This window comes from Flavobacterium sp. M31R6 (genome assembly GCF_013284035.1).
Taxonomy (GTDB): domain Bacteria; phylum Bacteroidota; class Bacteroidia; order Flavobacteriales; family Flavobacteriaceae; genus Flavobacterium.
Window position 1 is genome coordinate 846,600 of the sequence record NZ_CP054141.1, and the last position, 18,161, is coordinate 864,760.

Consider the following 18,161-nt stretch of genomic DNA (forward strand, 5'->3'; position numbering starts at 1 on the left):
AATGAATACAACAACACAATCGTATTTTAAAAACATTGATACCATAAAATTTGAAGGTAGAGAAAGCACTAATCCGCTAGCTTTCAAATGGTATGATGAAAATCGCGTGGTGGCAGGCAAAACGTTAAAAGAACATTTGCGTTTTTCTATGGCTTACTGGCATACCTTATGTAACAAAGGGGGAGATCCTTTTGGGGCAGGAACCGAAACCTTTGCTTGGGATAAAAGCCAAGATGTTATTCAACGTGCCAAAGATAAAATGGACGCAGCTTTTGAATTCATGAACAAACTCGGCATACCGTACTACTGTTTTCATGACATTGATATGGTCGACGATGCGCCTACTTTGGAAGAATTTGAAAAACGTGTACAGGCTTTGGTCGCTTACGCTAAAATCAAACAAGAAGAAACAGGAATCAAATTGTTATGGGGAACTTCAAACTTATTTAGCAATCCTCGCTATATGAATGGAGCTTCTACGAATCCAAATTTTGATGTAGTGGCGTATGCAGCAGCCCAAGCCAAAATTGCGATTGATGCAACGATTGCTTTAGGAGGAGAAAATTATGTGTTCTGGGGTGGTAGAGAAGGATATATGAGTCTTTTGAACACCGATATGAAAAGAGAATTGGAACACATGGCGAGATTCTTGACTATTTGTAGAGATTATGCGCGAAAACAAGGTTTCAAAGGAACTTTCCTTATTGAGCCAAAACCAATGGAACCGATGAAACATCAATATGATTTTGATGCGGCTACAACTTTAGGATTTCTTCACAAACACGGTCTTCAAAACGATTTCAAACTGAATTTAGAAGTAAATCATGCAACTCTTGCAGGTCATTCTTTCGAACATGAGCTACAAGTGGCTGTAGATGCTGGTATGTTGGGAAGTATTGATGCCAATCGTGGAGATTATCAAAACGGATGGGATACGGATCAATTTCCTATTGATGTTTTTGAAATTACCCAATCTATGTTGGTGATCTTAGAAGGTGGAGGAATTCAAGGTGGAGGGATCAACTTTGACGCAAAAGTGAGAAGAAATTCAATCGATATCGAAGATAAATTCATTGCCCATATTGCAGGAATGGATGTTTTTGCCAGAGGGCTTATCTGTGCAGACCATATTTTAAAAAATACCAACTATAAAGAATTACGCCAAAAGCGTTACGGATCATTTGACGGTGATAACGGAGCTAAGTTTGAAAGAGGGGAACTCTCTCTGGAAGATCTTAGTGCCATTGCCCGTGCAAAAGGAGAACCTCAATCAATAAGTGGAAAACAAGAACTATTTGAACAAATTATTGCCAATGCTTTTTAGAACCAATACTAACATTACTAACTTAAATTAACCAATTCTTAAATTATTATGAAAAGAAAATATTGTACATCGACAATGCTTCCCTTTTATATGTCACTCCTGTTCAGTGTGTTTATGCTGCAGTCAGGTTTTGCACAACAGAAAACTCTTTCTGTAACAGGGAAGGTAACCTCTACAAGTGACGGCGTGGGTATTCCCGGCGCAAATATTACTGTAGAAGGAGGAGGCGCAAGTACATCGACGGATTTCGATGGTACTTATAAAATTACCGCAAAATCAGATGACGTATTAAAAATTACTGTTTTGGGGTATAGATCCCAAAAAATTTCGGTAAATAATCAATCGACGATAAATGTTGCTTTGCAAACTGAAACTTCAGACCTTAAAGAGGTAGTTGTTATCGGGTACGGAACTCAGAAAAAGAAAGTTTCTACAGCTGCGACTTCAGTAGTTTCAGCCAAGGATATTCAAGCTGTTGCCGTTGGGGACGTAGTGAATGCTTTGCAAGGACAAAGTTCGGGTGTTAATGTTACCTCCTCTTCTGGGCAACCGGGAGCGGGTATGGTAATCAACATTCGTGGGGTAGGAACAGCAGGAAACAATTCTCCTCTATATGTTGTGGATGGAGTGGTTGTGGATAATGGTATTGGATATTTGGATCCGTCTTCTATTGAAAGAGTCGATATCCTAAAAGATGCAGCAGCTGCTTCTATTTATGGAGCTAGAGCGGCCAATGGTGTTGTATTGGTAACAACCAGAAAAGGAAAAGACGGTAAAATGAATGTAGCATTAAGTTCATACACAGGATTTCAACATGTGGCCAAAAAACTGGACTTGTTGAATACTCAAGAATATACCACTATCATGAATGAAGCAAGAGTAAACTCAGGACTCTCTCCTTTGTACACTCCAGCACAAATCGCTTCTTTCCCAAATCACGATTGGCAGGATGATATGTTTAATGAAGGGGCGATGAAACAAAATCACTCTTTATTGATTACAGGAGGTGATAAAAAATCAACTATTGCAACTGGATTGTCTTATTATGGTCAGGATGGACTTATTGGTAGTCAAAATAATCAATCTAAATATGGTCGTACTACTTTTACTGTAAATTCTACTTCAGATGTTATTGAAAATCATTTGAAAATAGGAGAGAATTTCTCTTATGCAAATATCAAAAGTAGTGGTGTTTCTGATCAAGGGATTTATAGTAACAGTATCAGAGGATTCTTGAATGCGGCGCCAATTGATGCAGCTTATGATTCAAATGGGGATTTTGCACATTCAATTATCGCATCTGATATCAGTAATCCACTTGGGTCATTATATTATAATAACTTCAATGAAAATAAAATTGACCGTTTCGTAGGTAACATTTTTGCGGAAGCGAAATTTTTGAAAAACTTTACATATAGAACTAGTTTTGGTGTAGATATTACAGATAGTGCTTACCGTTCATTTACTCCAGTGTATTCACTTTCTTCTAACAATAATGCCACTGTATCTAGTGTTACTCAGAGTTCAAATAAAGGTTTGGGTTGGTTGTTCGAAAATACATTGCAATACAAAGCGTCTTTAAATGATGTTCACCATTTTGATGTATTAGTTGGAACATCTGCCAAAGAAAACACTTCAGAATATATGAGTGCTACGGGTAAAGATTTGAATTTTGATGATTTTAAACATGCTTATTTGAGCAATGCAACAGACCAAACTTCAAATACGGTGTCTGGAGGTCGTTATGATTACAATATGCAATCTTATTTTGGACGTATATTGTATGATTATGACAACAAATATTTGTTCTCGGCTACTGTACGTAGAGACGGTTCGTCAAATTTTGGACCAAATAACAAATATGCAGTATTCCCAGCATTTTCTGCAGGTTGGAATGTTGATAAAGAAAGTTTCTTCCCAGAAAACAATGTGGTAACAAATCTTAAAATTAGAGGTAGCTGGGGACAAAACGGGAATGATCAATTCGCTAAGCAATTTGCTTATATGTCAACGATAAGTTCATATGACAAAAACTACCACTTTGGTACAACTGATGAAACATTGCAAGTGGGATCTAGCCCAGATGCGATTTCTAATCCTGATTTGAAATGGGAAACATCTGAGCAATTGGATTTAGGATTTGATCTTACTTTATTCTCTTCATTGACTTTTACTTTTGATTATTATGACAAAACAACCAAAGATTGGTTAGTACAAGCTTCGGTTCCAGATATTGCGGGAGCTACAGCGCCTTTTATCAATGGTGGTGATATCAACAATAAAGGATTGGAATTTGGTTTGGGTTATAGAACAAACTTCGGAAAGGATTGGTCTTTCTCAGCAAATGCAAATGCTTCTTTCAACCAAAATGAAGTACTTAGAATTGCAAATGCAGAAGGAATCATTCATGGAGATTCTAACTTGTTGTTCCAAGGAATGGATGAAATCAACAGAGTTGAAGTTGGAAAACCAATTGGGTATTTCTACGGATTAAAAACAGACGGAATTTTTCAAAATGCATCTGAACTTACTTCTGTTCAGCCGAATGCACAGCCTGGAGATGTTCGTTTTGTTGACTTGAACGGTGACGGAAAAATTGATGCCAATGACAAAACTAAAATTGGAGATCCAAATCCTGATTTTACTTATGGTTTCAATATGGATGTGTCTTATAAAGCATTCGATCTTTCTATTTATACTTATGGTGTTGCAGGAAGTCAAAATGTTTTTGGAGTTCATGATTATACTCGTGCCTATAATAATTACACTACTAGCATCTTAGACAGATGGACTACAGAAGGTACTTCAAACAGTATTCCAAGAGCTACTTATGGTACAGACCCTAATGGGAATTACACTAAATTCTCTGATTTGTATGTGCAAAATGCTGATTTCTTCAGAATTAAATCGGCTACATTGGGTTGTGATTTGACAAAATTAACAGACAATCTTAATTTCTTTAGCAAGTTTAGACTTTATGTAGCGGCGAATAACTTATTCACATTTACGAAATACCAAGGAATGGATCCAGAAATTGGATTTGGAAACACTAACCAATCATGGGCCAAAGGTATTGATGTAGGATTCTATCCACAGCCAAGAACATACATGTTGGGTCTTAATGTTAACTTTTAAAAAATGAAACCGATGAAAAAATATATAAAACTATTTGCAGTTTCGAGCTTATTCGTATTAGCGGCATGTTCCAATGATTTTTTGGAAAACGAACCCTATACCGAAAAAGTAACCGAGAATTTTTATAAAACGCCTTCAGATGCCTACGAGGGACTTGTTGCTATTTATGACATATTACAGCGTGAAGCTTACGGTGGACCTTTATTGATAAGTGAACAAGCTTCAGACGATTGTTTCGGAGGATATGGAATCGCTGATGCACAAGGAGATTTGGAATGGGATCGTTTTTTATATGTGTCTGACAAAGACATGAATAAAGATGCATGGAAAGTACCTTATCAAGGAATTTACAGAGCCAATATTCTATTAGAAAATTTAGATAAAATAGATTGGGGAACAGATACTGCACTGAAAACAAAATACGAAGCAGAAGCCCGTTTCTTAAGAGCTCACTTTCATTTTCAATTGGCCAAAATGTTTGGAGACATTGTGCCATTAGACAAAACAATAACTTCTGCCGAATTTTATTCTCCAAGAGCAACTCCAGAAGTAACGTATGCATTAATTGCTAACGATTTGAAATTTGCAGCTGATAATTTAGGTAGCGATAATTATTCTCAACCTGGAAACGCTAATTATGGTCGTATTACTAAATGGGCTGCTGAAGCATACTTAGGTAGAGCATTTTTGTTCTATACCGATTATTATAAAAAACCGGATTTGGCAGGAGTAGTTTCCAAAGCACAAGCAGTAACTTATATAAATGATGCTGTTAATAATAGTGGACACGCTCTATTGGCTGATTTCTCTCACTTATGGCTTGCAGCTTCTCTTGAAAATTATGCTGGTGAAGGAAATACCGAAATAGTTTGGGCTGTTCGTTTCAACGGATCAGGTAAAGGAGATTGGAATCTTCATGAAGGTAACCGTTTTCAAGTAGATATTGCTCCTCGTGGAGGTAGCATAGGACGTTATGCTACAGGATGGGGTGGTGCTACGGTTAACCCAAAATTGTATGCTGCTTATGGTGTAGGAGATACCCGTAGAGATGCTACTATCATTAATTTCGCTGGGGAAGGTTTAAATTTTGATGCTCAAGCAAGAGAACAACGTCAGTATACAGGTTATGCCTGGAAAAAATATTGCCCAATCACCGATGCTGCAGGAAAAGCAATTGTAGAAGCCAATGGAGGAAATTTCCAAATTGACAACTACCAAGATTTAGCGGTAATTCGTTTTGCTGATGTACTCTTGATGGCTTCAGAACTTAATTTGGGGACTAATGATGGATTTGCTCAAACCTGTCTTGATCGAGTGCGTGACCGTGCTTATCAAAACGCAACTCACCGTGTGACTGTTTCAAAAACAGCAATTATGGAGGAACGTCGTTTAGAGTTGGCTCTTGAAGGACAACGTTATTTTGATTTGATCAGACAAGGTACATCAGTGGCCAAAGCGGCTATTGACAATGTTGATGCTGACCCTCAGTTTAATATTACTTTTAGAACTGAAACATTGGGTTGGTTCCCACTGCCTCAATCTCAAGTCGTACTTTCAAACGGAGCGATGACACAAAACCCTGGTTGGTAATTTTAACTAATAAAAAAAGAAACTATGAAACGTAAACTATATATACTTGTAGCTGCAATAGCTCTAGGGTCACTTTTTTCCTGTGAGCCTATAGAAGATCGTAATAGCCTTCCTGAGATATCATTAACTCCAGAAACGCTAAAATTTTCGGTAGTACAAAATCCGCAGAAAAACAACGAAGTAAAATTGACGAATTTAGACCCTACGGTTATTCCGTATTGGTCTTATTCTGACTCAAAAGGAGAAATTGGACATTTTAATACAAATGTACAAACTGTGTTTTTCCCATTTGCTGGAACTTATACAATTAATTTTACAGCATACACTCCAGGGGGGCAGTTTATGCGAATCCTGTAACTGTAAAAGTTGACAAGAATGATCCAACATATTTTAGCGATCCTAAATGGGCAAAATTAACCAATGGAGCAGCAGGGAAAACTTGGGTTTTAGATATGAATGATCCAATTGCTTGGGGAGCCTTGAATTTTGCTGGTCCAGCTCCTTACTCAGGAGATTGGTGGTGGATTCCTGGATCATACCAAAGTTGGTCTATGGAGAACAAAAATTGGGGAGAAATGACTTTTGACCTTAATGGTGGCTATAATGTTAAAGTGGTTCAAACTGCTCTTAAGAGTATGGATCAAACTACTAAAACTGGAGTTTTTACTTATGATATTGCCAAAGATGCAATGGTTTTCAGCGGTGGACCTGAATTACTTTATGGAGGTGATTATTATCCAGATGTTAGTAACTGGAAAACTATTAAGGTCATTGAGATTAATGATACTCAAATGCGATTATCAGTAGTTAGAGACCAAAGTAGAAGCGGTGAAGGGAATTGCCAAATTATTTTTAATTATAAAGTAAAACCTGCTGCAAACTAGATTATTGGTTAGGTTAAAGGACTTTGGTTAGTACAGTTTTTTGGGTTTTAAACGGGTATGCAATATCAAGAGTTAGATTCATACAACTACTCTTGATCGCAATCCCAAAATAATAGGGATTTGTTTTAAAATTTAAAAAAACGTACAAAACTAAAGGTAATAATATTATGTATCGATAAGTGGTGTGATTTAAACACTTATCGATACATTTATACTACTTTAAAACCATTATAATTTTAAGAAAAAATGAAAAAAACAATCAATTTTATACAAACGTTGGCACTGTTGGGAATTACAATTCTAGTGATGTCCTATACTGGAAAAGAAAAGGAAACAATTTCCAATTCCAGGAAAGTGGCATTCAATTCAGGTTGGAATTTTCATTTGAACGACAGTATAAAAGATAAAGATACAATCAACAGCTCTACTACTTGGAGAACATTAAACTTGCCACATGATTGGAGTATCGAAGGAAAGTTTGATGAAAAAAGCCCTGCTGGTTATGGCGGAGGTGCTCTTAACGGAGGCTTGGGATGGTACAAAAAAACATTTAAGATTGCACTTGCGAATAAAGAAAAAATTACGTCAATAGTTTTTGACGGAGTTTACAAAAACAGCCAAGTCTGGATCAACGGACATTATCTAGGAAAACGCCCAAATGGTTATATCGGGTTTCAATACGACCTTTCTCCTTATTTAAACTACGGAGATAAAAACAATGAAATTATTGTCAAAGTTGATAATTCAAAACAACCCAATTCTCGTTGGTATTCCGGTTCTGGAATATTCAGAAACGTATGGTTGGAAACAACAGATAAATTATATGTTGAACAATGGGGAACTTATATTACCACCCCAAAAGTAACTTCTAAAAATGCTTCGGTACATTTAGAAACTACAATCAAAAATCAATACGCCGCTTCAAAAGGCGCAACCATTATAACTACAATTTTCAAAAACGACACTAAAGTAACTTCAGTTACTCAAAATATAAGTATTGCTGCAAATGCAAACCAAGTTCTAAGTCAAGATATTCTTGTTAACAATCCCGTTTTATGGTCTGATGAAAAACCAGAACAGTATACTGCGGTTACGACAATTAGCGTTGACAACAAGATTATTGACCAATATAAAACCAACTTCGGAATCAGAAGCTTCAAATTTGACCTCAATAAAGGATTTATTTTAAATGGAAAACAGGTCAAAATCAAAGGGGTTTGTATGCACCACGATTTAGGCCCACTGGGTTCGGCCATCAACACCCGAGCCATCGAACGTCAATTGGAAATTCTGAAAGGAATGGGAGTGAACGGAATTAGAACTTCTCATAATCCGCCAGCTCCAGAGCTTTTGGACCTTTGTGACAAAATGGGTTTCATAGTTATGGACGAAGCATTTGATATGTGGAAAAAAGCCAAAACCAAATACGATTACAGCCTTGACTGGGATAAATGGCATACCAAAGATTTACAGGATCAAATCCTTAGAGACCGTAACCATCCAAGTATATTTATGTGGAGTTTCGGAAACGAAATTCCAGAACAATGGAGTGATGAAGGTCCAGTAATTGCCAAAGAATTATCAGGAATCGTAAAAAAACTGGATACCACAAGATTAGTGACTGCCGCAATGAATCCTGCAGTTAATATGAATATTGATGATGTAACGCTACAATTTGAAAAGTCTAAAACCTATTTCAACAAATTAGCAACTTCGGGAGCTTTGGATATTATCGGTTACAATTATGCCCATCAAACTTTCGAACATCATCAAAAGAACTTTCCTAATGTACCTTTTATAGCGACTGAAACCACTTCGGCTTTAGAAACACGAGGATATTATGATAATGTTTCGGATGTCGTTAAAAAATGGCCGGTAAGATGGGATCTAAAATTTACGGATGGTAATCCAGGCAATACGGTATCTGCTTACGATCAAGTTCAGGCACCTTGGGGTTCAACCCACGAAGCGACTTGGAAAGTGATGAAAAAACACGATTTCCTTGCAGGAATGTACATCTGGACTGGTTTTGATTACATTGGTGAACCAACACCTTACGAATGGCCATCGATTAGTTCTTATTTTGGAATTGTGGATTTGGCAGGTTTTCCGAAAGATGTTTATTATATGTACCAAAGCGAATGGACTAATAAAACGGTTCTACACCTCTTCCCACATTGGAATTGGGCAGCGGGTCAAAACGTAGATGTTTGGGCATACTATAACAATGCTGATGAGGTAGAACTTTTCCTTAACGGAAAATCATTGGGTACCAAAAAGAAAGAAGGAGACGATTTGCACATTATGTGGCGCGTACCTTTTCAAGCAGGAACTCTGAAAGCGGTTTCTCGTAAAAACGGAAAAACAGTTTTAGAAACCGAAATCAAAACAGCCGGAGCAGCATCAAATTTAAAATTGTCAGCTGACAGAGCAACCATAAAAGCCGATGGAAATGATTTGTCTTTTGTAACGGTGGACATTACCGATGCAAATGGTGTGCTTTCGCCAAATGCCAATAACGAGATTCAGTTTTCTTTGAAAGGAAACGGAAAAATTGTAGGTGTTTGTAGCGGAGATCCAGTAAGTCACGAATCGTACAAAGGAACTTCACATACAGCCCTTAACGGAAAATGTTTGGTTATTGTTCAGTCTGATATTAAAAGCGGCAGAATAGAATTGACAGCTCAAGCAAACGGATTAAAACAAAATACAATTGTAATTAAAGCAGAATAAATATTTAACTAAATAACCTAAAATAAACACAATGAAAAAAATACAGATAGCTTCCTTATCTCTTTTTATGGGTTTTGGTTTGTTACTTTCGCCAAAAGCTTCGGCTCAAATTCAAAATGCAGATGTGTTGAATGCACCAATTGACATCAGTAAGGATTTTCAGAATTATCTAAATACCTTTTATTTTGCTGATGAACTTACAAGTTTCGATCCAGCAACTGGAAAAGGAACCATAAAATATTTACGTTACAACTATCAAACACGTCAGGCTTTCAACAATATGATGATGAAGCCGGGTGTTGTTCCTTCCAACGAATTTCCAACGACGGAGTATGCAGTTTCTCCTGAATTGCCTTTCCAAATTCAGTTTGTATCGGATCGATCCATTCGTATCAAAACGACTTCTGGACCACAATTTCATCCAGAAGCTACGTCTTTAATGTTGGTTGACGGAGTAGCTCCAAATCATCCGGAATTATGGAAATCTTCTAAGATCGAAGGCGGTTATAAATACACAAGTAAACATGGTTCTGTTGAGATTTTGTCAAAACCATGGCACGTAAAAATTTATGACGAAAAAGGAAAGCTGCTAACAAGCACGCTTCATGATTCTGATTTTAAAAACACCTATACTCCAACACTTCCGTTCTCGTTTGTGCGTAGAAACAGCGATTATTCCAGAAGTATGGGAGCTGCTTTCAGCTTAGAACCGGATGAAAAAATATTTGGTTGTGGAGAATCATTTACCCAATTCAATAAACGTGGACAAAAAGTGGTTTTATGGACGGATGATGCCAATGGCATTCAAAACGAAACTATGTACAAACCAGTTCCATTTTATATGAGTAGCCGTGGTTACGGGGTTTTTATGCACCATTCGACTCCTATTACATGTGATTTTGGAAAATATTTTGGCAGTGCCAATGAAATGTACATTGGTGATGATGAAGCCGATTTGTTTTTCTTCATTGGAGAACCAAAAGAGATATTGGATGAATATACAAACCTTACCGGAAAAGCTGCAATGCCACCACTTTGGTCATTTGGTTTCTGGATGAGCCGTATTACTTATTTCTCTGAAAAAGAAGGTCGTCAAGTTGCTAAAGATTTGCGTGCCTACAAAATCCCAACCGATGTAATTCACTTTGATACAGGTTGGTTTGATGTGGACTGGAGAAACAATTACGAATTTTCTAAAGATCGTTTCCCGGATGCAGTAAAAATGATGTCGGATATGAAAGATGACGGTTTCCATGTATGTTTATGGCAATTACCATATTTCTCTCCAAAAAATACCTTGTTCAATGAAATTATGGATAAAGGTCTTGCCGTAAGAGACCGTAAAGGGAACTTGCCTTACGAAGATGCAGTATTGGATTTTTCGAATCCAGCGACTGTGACTTGGTACCAAGCCAAATTGAAACATTTATTTGATCAAGGAGTTTCAGTTTTCAAAGTAGATTTTGGAGAAGCTGCACCGCCAGACGGAATCTACAATTCTGGGCGCACAGGTTTCTACGAACACAATTTATACCCATTGCGTTATAACAAAGCCGTTGCCGAAATTACCCAAAAAGAAAAAGGATATACTTTAATCTGGGCCAGAAGTACTTGGGCAGGAAGCCAACGTTACCCATTACACTGGGGAGGTGATGCCGAAACAAGTAATGGAGCAATGTCAGCCGAATTAAGAGGAGGACTTTCATTGGGATTAAGCGGTTTCAGTTTTTGGAGTCATGACGTGGGAGGATTTGCAACAAAATCACCTGAGAATTTATACAGAAGATGGGCACCGTTCGGAATGTTTACTTCACACGTAAGAAGCCATGGAGAGCCTCCGCGCGAACCTTGGTTATACAGCAAAGACTTCTTGGAAGGATTTAGAAACGCTGATAATATGCGTTACGAATTAATGCCTTACATCTATGCACAAGCCAAAGAAAGTTCTCAAAAAGGATTACCGATGATGCGTGCTTTATTCCTTGAATATCCAAACGATCCAGGTGCTTGGTTGGTAGACAATGAATATTTGTTTGGATCAAGTATGTTAGTGGCTCCTTTATTCGAAGAGGTAACAGAAAGAGACGTCTATCTCCCAGAAGGAACTTGGATTGATTACCAAACCAAAAAAGTGTACCAAGGCGGATGGCACAAAATCAAAGCGGGTGATATTCCAATCATAGTTTTGGTTAGAGACGGTTCAGCGATTCCTCATATTGGATTGGCACAATCCACAAAAGATATGGACTGGAGCAAATTAACTTTAAAAGTATATGCTACAGATGCTACCAATACAGCCACTGCTAAAGTATTCTTGCCAGGAACTGACGCTGTACAAACGATTACAGTTTCTAAAAAAGGAACCAATTTTGAACCAACTTCAAATCCATTAACTGGAAAAACTACTTTCAAAACGGAGTGGATAAAATAAATATGTTGAGTTAGTTTAGTTTTTTAATCGGGGTTTTAGAAATGTCTAAACCCCGATTAATTAAAATGAAGCAAGCCATAAAATAAATTACAATGATAAAGAAACTAATACTTCCCGCTTTATTACTATCCATAAGTATAGGTAATGCTCAAGGCAAAAAAACAAAATCCTATGAATTGACTTCTCCCGAAGGGAAGAACAAAATTCAATTTCAGTTGGTTGACAGCGCACCAAAATATGCGGTTAATCACGGAAAAATTCAGGTGATTACCCCATCTGACATGGGTTTTATGCTAAAGAACAATGACGACTTAAGCAAAAATTTCGAAATCATCAAAGTAGAGAATTCCACTTTCGACGAAACTTGGGAACAGGTTTGGGGAGAAAAGAAAAAAATAAGAAACCACTACAACCAAATGGTGGTTCAATTGCAGCAAAAAAACAACGAAAAAAGAAAACTGGAAATTCAATTCCGTGCTTTTGACGATGGTGTTGCTTTTAGATATGTGTATCCAAAGCAAGGAACAAAAGACAGTATTTTCATTATGGATGAAAAAACGACTTTTAACCTGAAAGACGAAGGAAAAGCGTGGTGGATTCCTGCTTACAAAGAAAATCGTTATGAGTATTTGTATCAAAATTCAAGCATAAATGCTATTGACACTGTTCATACACCATTGACAATCGAAAGCAAAAGCGGTTTGAAATTGAGTTTCCACGAAGCAAATCTGATTGATTATGCAAGTACAACATTGGTAAACAACACAGGAACACAATTAAAAACCGACTTAGTGCCTTGGGCTGATGGCGTGAAAGTAAGAGTAAAAGACACCTTCACTTCTTCTTGGAGAACAATCCAAATTGGAGAAAAATCTGGGGACTTGATTGATTCTTATTTGATTCTAAATCTTAATGAACCTAACAAAATGGGCAATCCATCGTATGTGAAGCCGTATAAATATTTTGGTATTTGGTGGGCAATGCACATTGGGAAATATACTTTTTGGGAAGGCGATAAGCAAGGTGCAACTACAGCTCACGCAAAAGAATATATTGATTTTACTGCCAAGGAAGGTTTACACCATTTATTGATTGAAGGATGGAACAAAGGTTGGACACCGGCTTGGTATGAAAATAAGATGCATATGTTCAGTTTCACTCAAAGTGCCGATAATTTTGACTTGGAAAAAGTCGTAGAATACGGAAAAGAAAAGGGGGTTGAACTTATTGGATACCACGAAACGGGTTCGAATTTGATTAACTATATGAAACAAATCGATGCTGGTTTTGCTTTATACAAAAAATTAGGAATCCACACCGTAAAAATCGGTCACGTAGGTTCAAAATTAAATATGAAAGAATGGCATCACGGACAGTTTGGGGTGAATTATTTCAGATACGTTTTGCAAAAAGCAGCCGAATATGACTTGGCCGTTTTCTATCACGAACCGATAAAAGATACTGGAGAACGCAGAACTTATCCAAATATGTTGGCTAGAGAAGCGGCTCGTGGACAGGAATACAACGCTTGGAGCGAAGGAAATCCACCAAGTCACGTTGTCATCTTGCCATTTACAAGAATGTTATCTGGACCAATGGAGTATACACCTGGGGTTTTGGATGTAGAAATCAAACAAGGATATCCTGGAAAAAGAGTTCACGGAACAACGGCGCAGCAATTGGCAATGTATGTAACATTTTATTCGCCTATTCAAATGTTGGCAGACCTTCCTGAAAACTACGCAGTGCCAGCGTATCAATTCCTAAAAGACGTTCCAACGGATTGGGCGGACACTAAAGTTTTGAATGCTGAAATTGGAGAATACTTGACAACCGTTCGTAAAGACGAAAACAGCGAAGATTGGTATTTGGGAAGTATGACCAATGAGAAATCAAGAGATTTAGAGGTTTCATTGTCATTTTTAGATTCTAAAACTACTTACGAAGCTCAGATTTACGCTGACGCTGTGGGAACTGATGAAACTCATAATCCAGAATCAGTAGCTATTTCCAAAAAGACAGTTAAGGCTTCGGATGTGTTGAAATTGCATTTAGGAGGAGCAGGAGGAACAGCAATTAGATTCAAAAAATTATAAAACACAGTTGTTTTTAAACCCAATAGGATTGAAATTCTATTGGGTTATTTTCTGTAACGATTTAAAAGAAATATAATTTTCTAATGAAAAATAACTTAGCAATAGTCTTTATTTTAATTATTCTAAACAATGTCAATTTGTTTGGACAAAATTCGAACACGGTAAAAACTGATACTAGAATTATAAAAGTCGATTATAATAAATCGGCTGGAGATATGAATGCTATGTTCAAAGAGTGCATTGGAGCTGGAAGAGCCAATGAGGGATTGCGGGCCGATTGGCAACAACAATTGGCTATGGTTAAAAAGGAATGTGATTTCAAGTACATTAGGATGCACGGTTTATTGACCGATGATATGGCCGTTTACAAAGAAGATAGTAAAGGAAATCCGGAATACAATTACCAATATATTGATGCTTTGTACGATTTTCTTTTGAGCATAAAAATAAAACCTTTCGTAGAATTAGGATTTATGCCTTCGGCCTTGGCCAGCGGTACCCAAACCATTTTTTGGTGGAAAGGAAATATAACTCCTCCTAAAGATTATAAAAAATGGGAAGATTTAATTCGTAATCTAACACAGCATTTTACCGAACGTTATGGAGCCGATGAAGTAAAGACTTGGTATTTCGAGGTTTGGAATGAACCAAATCTATCACCAGGTTTTTGGACAGGAACTCAAGCGGAGTATTTTAAATTATATGATTATACAGCAAGAGCCATCAAAAGTGTAAATCAAGCTTATAAAGTGGGAGGTCCTGCTACGGCCGGAGCGGCTTGGGTACCGGAAACAATTGAATTTGCTGCTAAAAACAATGTGCCTTTAGATTTTATCTCTACGCACGCTTACGGAGTTGGTCAAGGTTTTTTAGATGAATTTGGAGGTTCTGGAACGGTTTTGAGTAAAGATGCGTCGAGTGTGAGTGGAGAAGTAATTAATTCGCGCAAGCAAATTTCTAGTTCGATAAAACCAAATCTCGAATTGCATTATACGGAATGGAGTTCGTCATACACCCCGGCGGATCCAATCCACGACAGTTATCATTCGGCTGCCTATATTCTTCAAAAACTGAAACAAGTGGGCAATGCTGCAAACTCTATGTCGTATTGGGTTTTTACCGATATTTTTGAAGAGCCAGGGCCAAGATTCACCCCTTTTCACGGTGGTTTCGGATTGTTGAATACTCAAGGAATTAAGAAGCCAGCCTATTTTTCATATTCTTTTTTAAACAAATTGGGAGAAACAGAGCTTCAAAACACGGATACATCTTCTTGGGTGACTAAAAACACAAAAGGTAATGTTCAGGTTTTGTTTTGGGACTTTACCTATACCTTGCCGGATGCCACAAATAATCAACAGTATTATATAAAAGACTTACCATCAAAACCGAAAGGAGCTGTAAAAATTGAAGTGGCTGGACTCAAAAAAGGCAGCTATACTTTAGAAATATACAAAGTGGGTTACAAAGTGAATGACGTGTTTACCGATTATTTAGGAATGAATAAACCAAATCAGCTTAACCTTCAGCAAGTAAATACTTTGAAACAACAAAATAATGGTGCACCGATTGCAACAGAAAAAGTTACAATTGATTCCAAAGGAATGTATAGTAAAGAATTTAACATAAATGAAAATGATGTACTGTTGCTGAATTTCATTAAGCAATAGTTATAAAATAATAAGACCAAAAATTACCTGTTTATGAAAAATAAAATAATCAAATTATCCTTTTTTTCAATGTTATTGTTTACTGGATACAACGCGAATTCCCAAACGGTTAAAAACACAAAAACCAAAGAATCTACTGTGGCAAAATCCATAACTTCAAAATACGATGCCGAAATCGACAAGCTGATTTCAAAAATGACATTGGAAGAAAAAATAGGAATGCTGCACGGTAACAGTATGTTTGCTAATGGAGGTGTAAAACGTTTAGGTATTCCAGAATTAAAAATGGCCGATGGACCACTTGGAGTTCGTGAAGAAATTTCTCGTGATAGTTGGGCTCCGGCGGGACTAACCAATGATTTTGCGACTTATTATCCGGCAGCTGGAGCATTGGCTGCTACTTGGAATCCTTTGTTAGGGTACACTTTTGGTAATAGTGTAGGACAGGAATTGCGTGCTAGAGATAAAGACATGTTGCTTTCGCCGGCAATCAATATCGTACGTACGCCACTTGGAGGAAGAACGTATGAGTATATGACGGAAGACCCATTTTTGAACAAAAAAATGGCGGTACAAATGGTTATTGGTTTACAGGATAACGATGTTATGGCTTGTGTAAAACACTTTGCGGCGAATAACCAAGAAACCAATCGTGATTTTATTGATGTTCAAATGGACGAGCGTACCCTTCGTGAAATTTATTTGCCAGCATTCGAAGCTGCTGTAAAAGAAGGTAAAGCGTATAGTATAATGGGAGCTTATAACAAGTTTAGAGGCGAATATTTATGTGAAAACGATTACATGCTGAATAAGATATTGCGTGATGAATGGGGATTTAAGGGTGTCGTTGTTTCTGATTGGGCTGCGGTGCATTCGACAGTAAAATCTTTGAATAGCGGTTTGGATATCGAGATGGGAACACCTACAACAAAGTTCAACGAATTTTACTTGGCTGATAGATTAATTGCCGCTGTCAAAGCTGGAGAAATTTCAGAAGCCGAAATTAACAAACACGTAAAAAGAATATTAGGAGTCTTATTTCAAGTAAAAGCAATGGGAGGTAAAGACCGTGTTAAAGGAAGTATTGCTACCGAAGCACATTACCAAGATGCCTATAAAATTGCAACAGAATCGGTGGTCTTGTTGAAAAACGATAACAATGCATTGCCTTTGAAACTGGATGGCGTGAAATCTATTGCAGTAATTGGAAATAATGCAACTAAGAAAAATGCCTTGGGCGGATTTGGCGCAGGTGTAAAAACCAAAAGAGAGGTTACACCTTTAGATGCATTGAAAAGTAAATTGTCAAGCTCAATCAAAATCAACTATGCTGAAGGATATTTAGAACGCTATGAAGAAAAAAAGGTTGGTAAATTAGGAGATATTACGATGAATGGTCCTGTAACAATCGATCAATTGGATCCTGCTAAATTTGAGGAAGCTATCGAAGCTGCCAAAAATTCTGATGTTGCCATTGTTTTTGCAGGTTCCAATCGTGATTATGAAACAGAAGCTTCTGACCGTAGAAGTCTAAAGTTGCCATTTGGACAAGAAGAATTGATTCAAAAAGTATTGGCTGTAAACCCAAGAACCATTGTGGTTATGGTTGCCGGCGCACCTTTTGATATTGAAGCAATAAAAAATAAAACAAATGCTTTGGTTTGGAGTTGGTTCAATGGTTCTGAAGGAGGAAATGCATTGGTTGATGTATTGTTAGGGAAAATTAATCCTTCCGGTAAATTACCTTGGACAATGCCAAAAAACATTATGGATTCACCAGCACACGCTACAAACAGCTTCCCTGGTGGAAAAACAGTGGACTATGCCGAAGGGATCTTGGTTGGATACCGTTGGTTTGATACCAAAAATATCGAGCCTCTTTATCCTTTTGGATACGGATTGTCATACACCACTTTTTCTTTCGATAATGCTAAAGCTGATAAAAAGGAATACACAACCGATGAAACGATTTCAGTTACCGTAACGGTTAAAAACACTGGAAAAGTAGATGGTAAAGAAGTTGTTCAATTGTACGCTTCTAAATCGGATTCTAAAATTGAACGTGCTGCACAAGAATTAAAAGGATTCCAAAAAATATTGGTTAAAGCCGGAAATTCTGCAACAGTAACGATTAAAGTTCCTGTAAAAGAATTGGCATATTACAATGTAGAGACTAAGAAGTGGACTGTAGAACCAGGTAATTACACTTTGAAATTAGGAAGTTCTTCTCGTGATATCAAAAAAGAAGTAACCGTAACCATTAAGTAGTATTCGCATTCCTTATAATTTGAATTCAGA

The 18,161-nt window shown here is 37.2% G+C and carries 10 protein-coding genes; all 10 read left to right on the top strand.

All coding sequences use genetic code 11. The annotated features are described in order from the left end of the window. The first annotated feature begins 1 nt into the window (after position 1). The gene (xylA, locus tag HQN62_RS03370) at positions 2 to 1,324 is read left to right on the top strand and encodes a xylose isomerase (protein WP_173503325.1); all 1,323 of its coding nucleotides are present in this window, start codon (positions 2 to 4) and stop codon (positions 1,322 to 1,324) included. Positions 1,325 to 1,372: 48 nt separating this feature from the next. Next, positions 1,373 to 4,459, top strand: coding sequence for a SusC/RagA family TonB-linked outer membrane protein (locus HQN62_RS03375; protein ID WP_116796404.1), 3,087 nt, complete (start codon positions 1,373 to 1,375; stop codon positions 4,457 to 4,459). Positions 4,460 to 4,471: 12 nt separating this feature from the next. After that, a complete protein-coding gene (locus HQN62_RS03380) occupies positions 4,472 to 6,049 on the top strand; it encodes a RagB/SusD family nutrient uptake outer membrane protein (protein WP_173503326.1) in 1,578 nt (525 codons plus the stop codon). Between the two features lie 24 nt (positions 6,050 to 6,073). Further along, positions 6,074 to 6,406 (top strand): hypothetical protein, encoded by a 333-nt coding sequence (locus HQN62_RS18890; protein WP_254454469.1) that lies wholly within the window; start codon positions 6,074 to 6,076, stop codon positions 6,404 to 6,406. Positions 6,407 to 6,501: 95 nt separating this feature from the next. Continuing rightward, the gene (locus HQN62_RS18895; RefSeq protein WP_254454470.1) at positions 6,502 to 6,933 is read left to right on the top strand and encodes a hypothetical protein; all 432 of its coding nucleotides are present in this window, start codon (positions 6,502 to 6,504) and stop codon (positions 6,931 to 6,933) included. Positions 6,934 to 7,239: 306 nt separating this feature from the next. Further along, positions 7,240 to 9,666, top strand: a complete 2,427-nt coding sequence (locus HQN62_RS03390) for a glycoside hydrolase family 2 TIM barrel-domain containing protein (protein WP_371811646.1) — start codon at positions 7,240 to 7,242, stop codon at positions 9,664 to 9,666. A gap of 31 nt (positions 9,667 to 9,697) precedes the next feature. Further along, on the top strand, positions 9,698 to 12,097 hold the full coding sequence (locus tag HQN62_RS03395) for a glycoside hydrolase family 31 protein (protein WP_173503328.1): 2,400 nt from the start codon (positions 9,698 to 9,700) through the stop codon (positions 12,095 to 12,097). Positions 12,098 to 12,189: 92 nt separating this feature from the next. Beyond that, positions 12,190 to 14,193 carry a glycoside hydrolase family 97 protein gene (locus HQN62_RS03400; protein ID WP_173503329.1) on the top strand — a complete coding sequence of 668 codons (2,004 nt, stop codon included), beginning with the start codon at positions 12,190 to 12,192 and terminating at the stop codon, positions 14,191 to 14,193. Positions 14,194 to 14,276: 83 nt separating this feature from the next. After that, complete coding sequence (locus HQN62_RS03405) at positions 14,277 to 15,863, top strand: GH39 family glycosyl hydrolase (protein WP_173503330.1); 1,587 nt, start codon at positions 14,277 to 14,279, stop codon at positions 15,861 to 15,863. A 33-nt stretch (positions 15,864 to 15,896) separates the two neighbouring features. Then, positions 15,897 to 18,131 (top strand): glycoside hydrolase family 3 C-terminal domain-containing protein, encoded by a 2,235-nt coding sequence (locus tag HQN62_RS03410; RefSeq protein ID WP_173503331.1) that lies wholly within the window; start codon positions 15,897 to 15,899, stop codon positions 18,129 to 18,131. The last annotated feature ends 30 nt before the right edge of the window (positions 18,132 to 18,161 follow it).

Bases quoted from the DNA above. Each gene is read 5' to 3' on its own strand.
- HQN62_RS18895 (WP_254454470.1), top strand. From the start codon at position 6,502: ATGAATGATCCAATTGCTTGGGGAGCCTTGAATTTTGCTGGTCCAGCT.
- HQN62_RS03375 (WP_116796404.1), top strand. From the start codon at position 1,373: ATGAAAAGAAAATATTGTACATCGACAATGCTTCCCTTTTATATGTCA.
- HQN62_RS03405 (WP_173503330.1), top strand. From the start codon at position 14,277: ATGAAAAATAACTTAGCAATAGTCTTTATTTTAATTATTCTAAACAAT.
- HQN62_RS18890 (WP_254454469.1), top strand. From the start codon at position 6,074: ATGAAACGTAAACTATATATACTTGTAGCTGCAATAGCTCTAGGGTCA.
- HQN62_RS03410 (WP_173503331.1), top strand. From the start codon at position 15,897: ATGAAAAATAAAATAATCAAATTATCCTTTTTTTCAATGTTATTGTTT.
- HQN62_RS03390 (WP_371811646.1), top strand. From the start codon at position 7,240: ATGTCCTATACTGGAAAAGAAAAGGAAACAATTTCCAATTCCAGGAAA.
- xylA (WP_173503325.1), top strand. From the start codon at position 2: ATGAATACAACAACACAATCGTATTTTAAAAACATTGATACCATAAAA.
- HQN62_RS03400 (WP_173503329.1), top strand. From the start codon at position 12,190: ATGATAAAGAAACTAATACTTCCCGCTTTATTACTATCCATAAGTATA.
- HQN62_RS03395 (WP_173503328.1), top strand. From the start codon at position 9,698: ATGAAAAAAATACAGATAGCTTCCTTATCTCTTTTTATGGGTTTTGGT.
- HQN62_RS03380 (WP_173503326.1), top strand. From the start codon at position 4,472: ATGAAAAAATATATAAAACTATTTGCAGTTTCGAGCTTATTCGTATTA.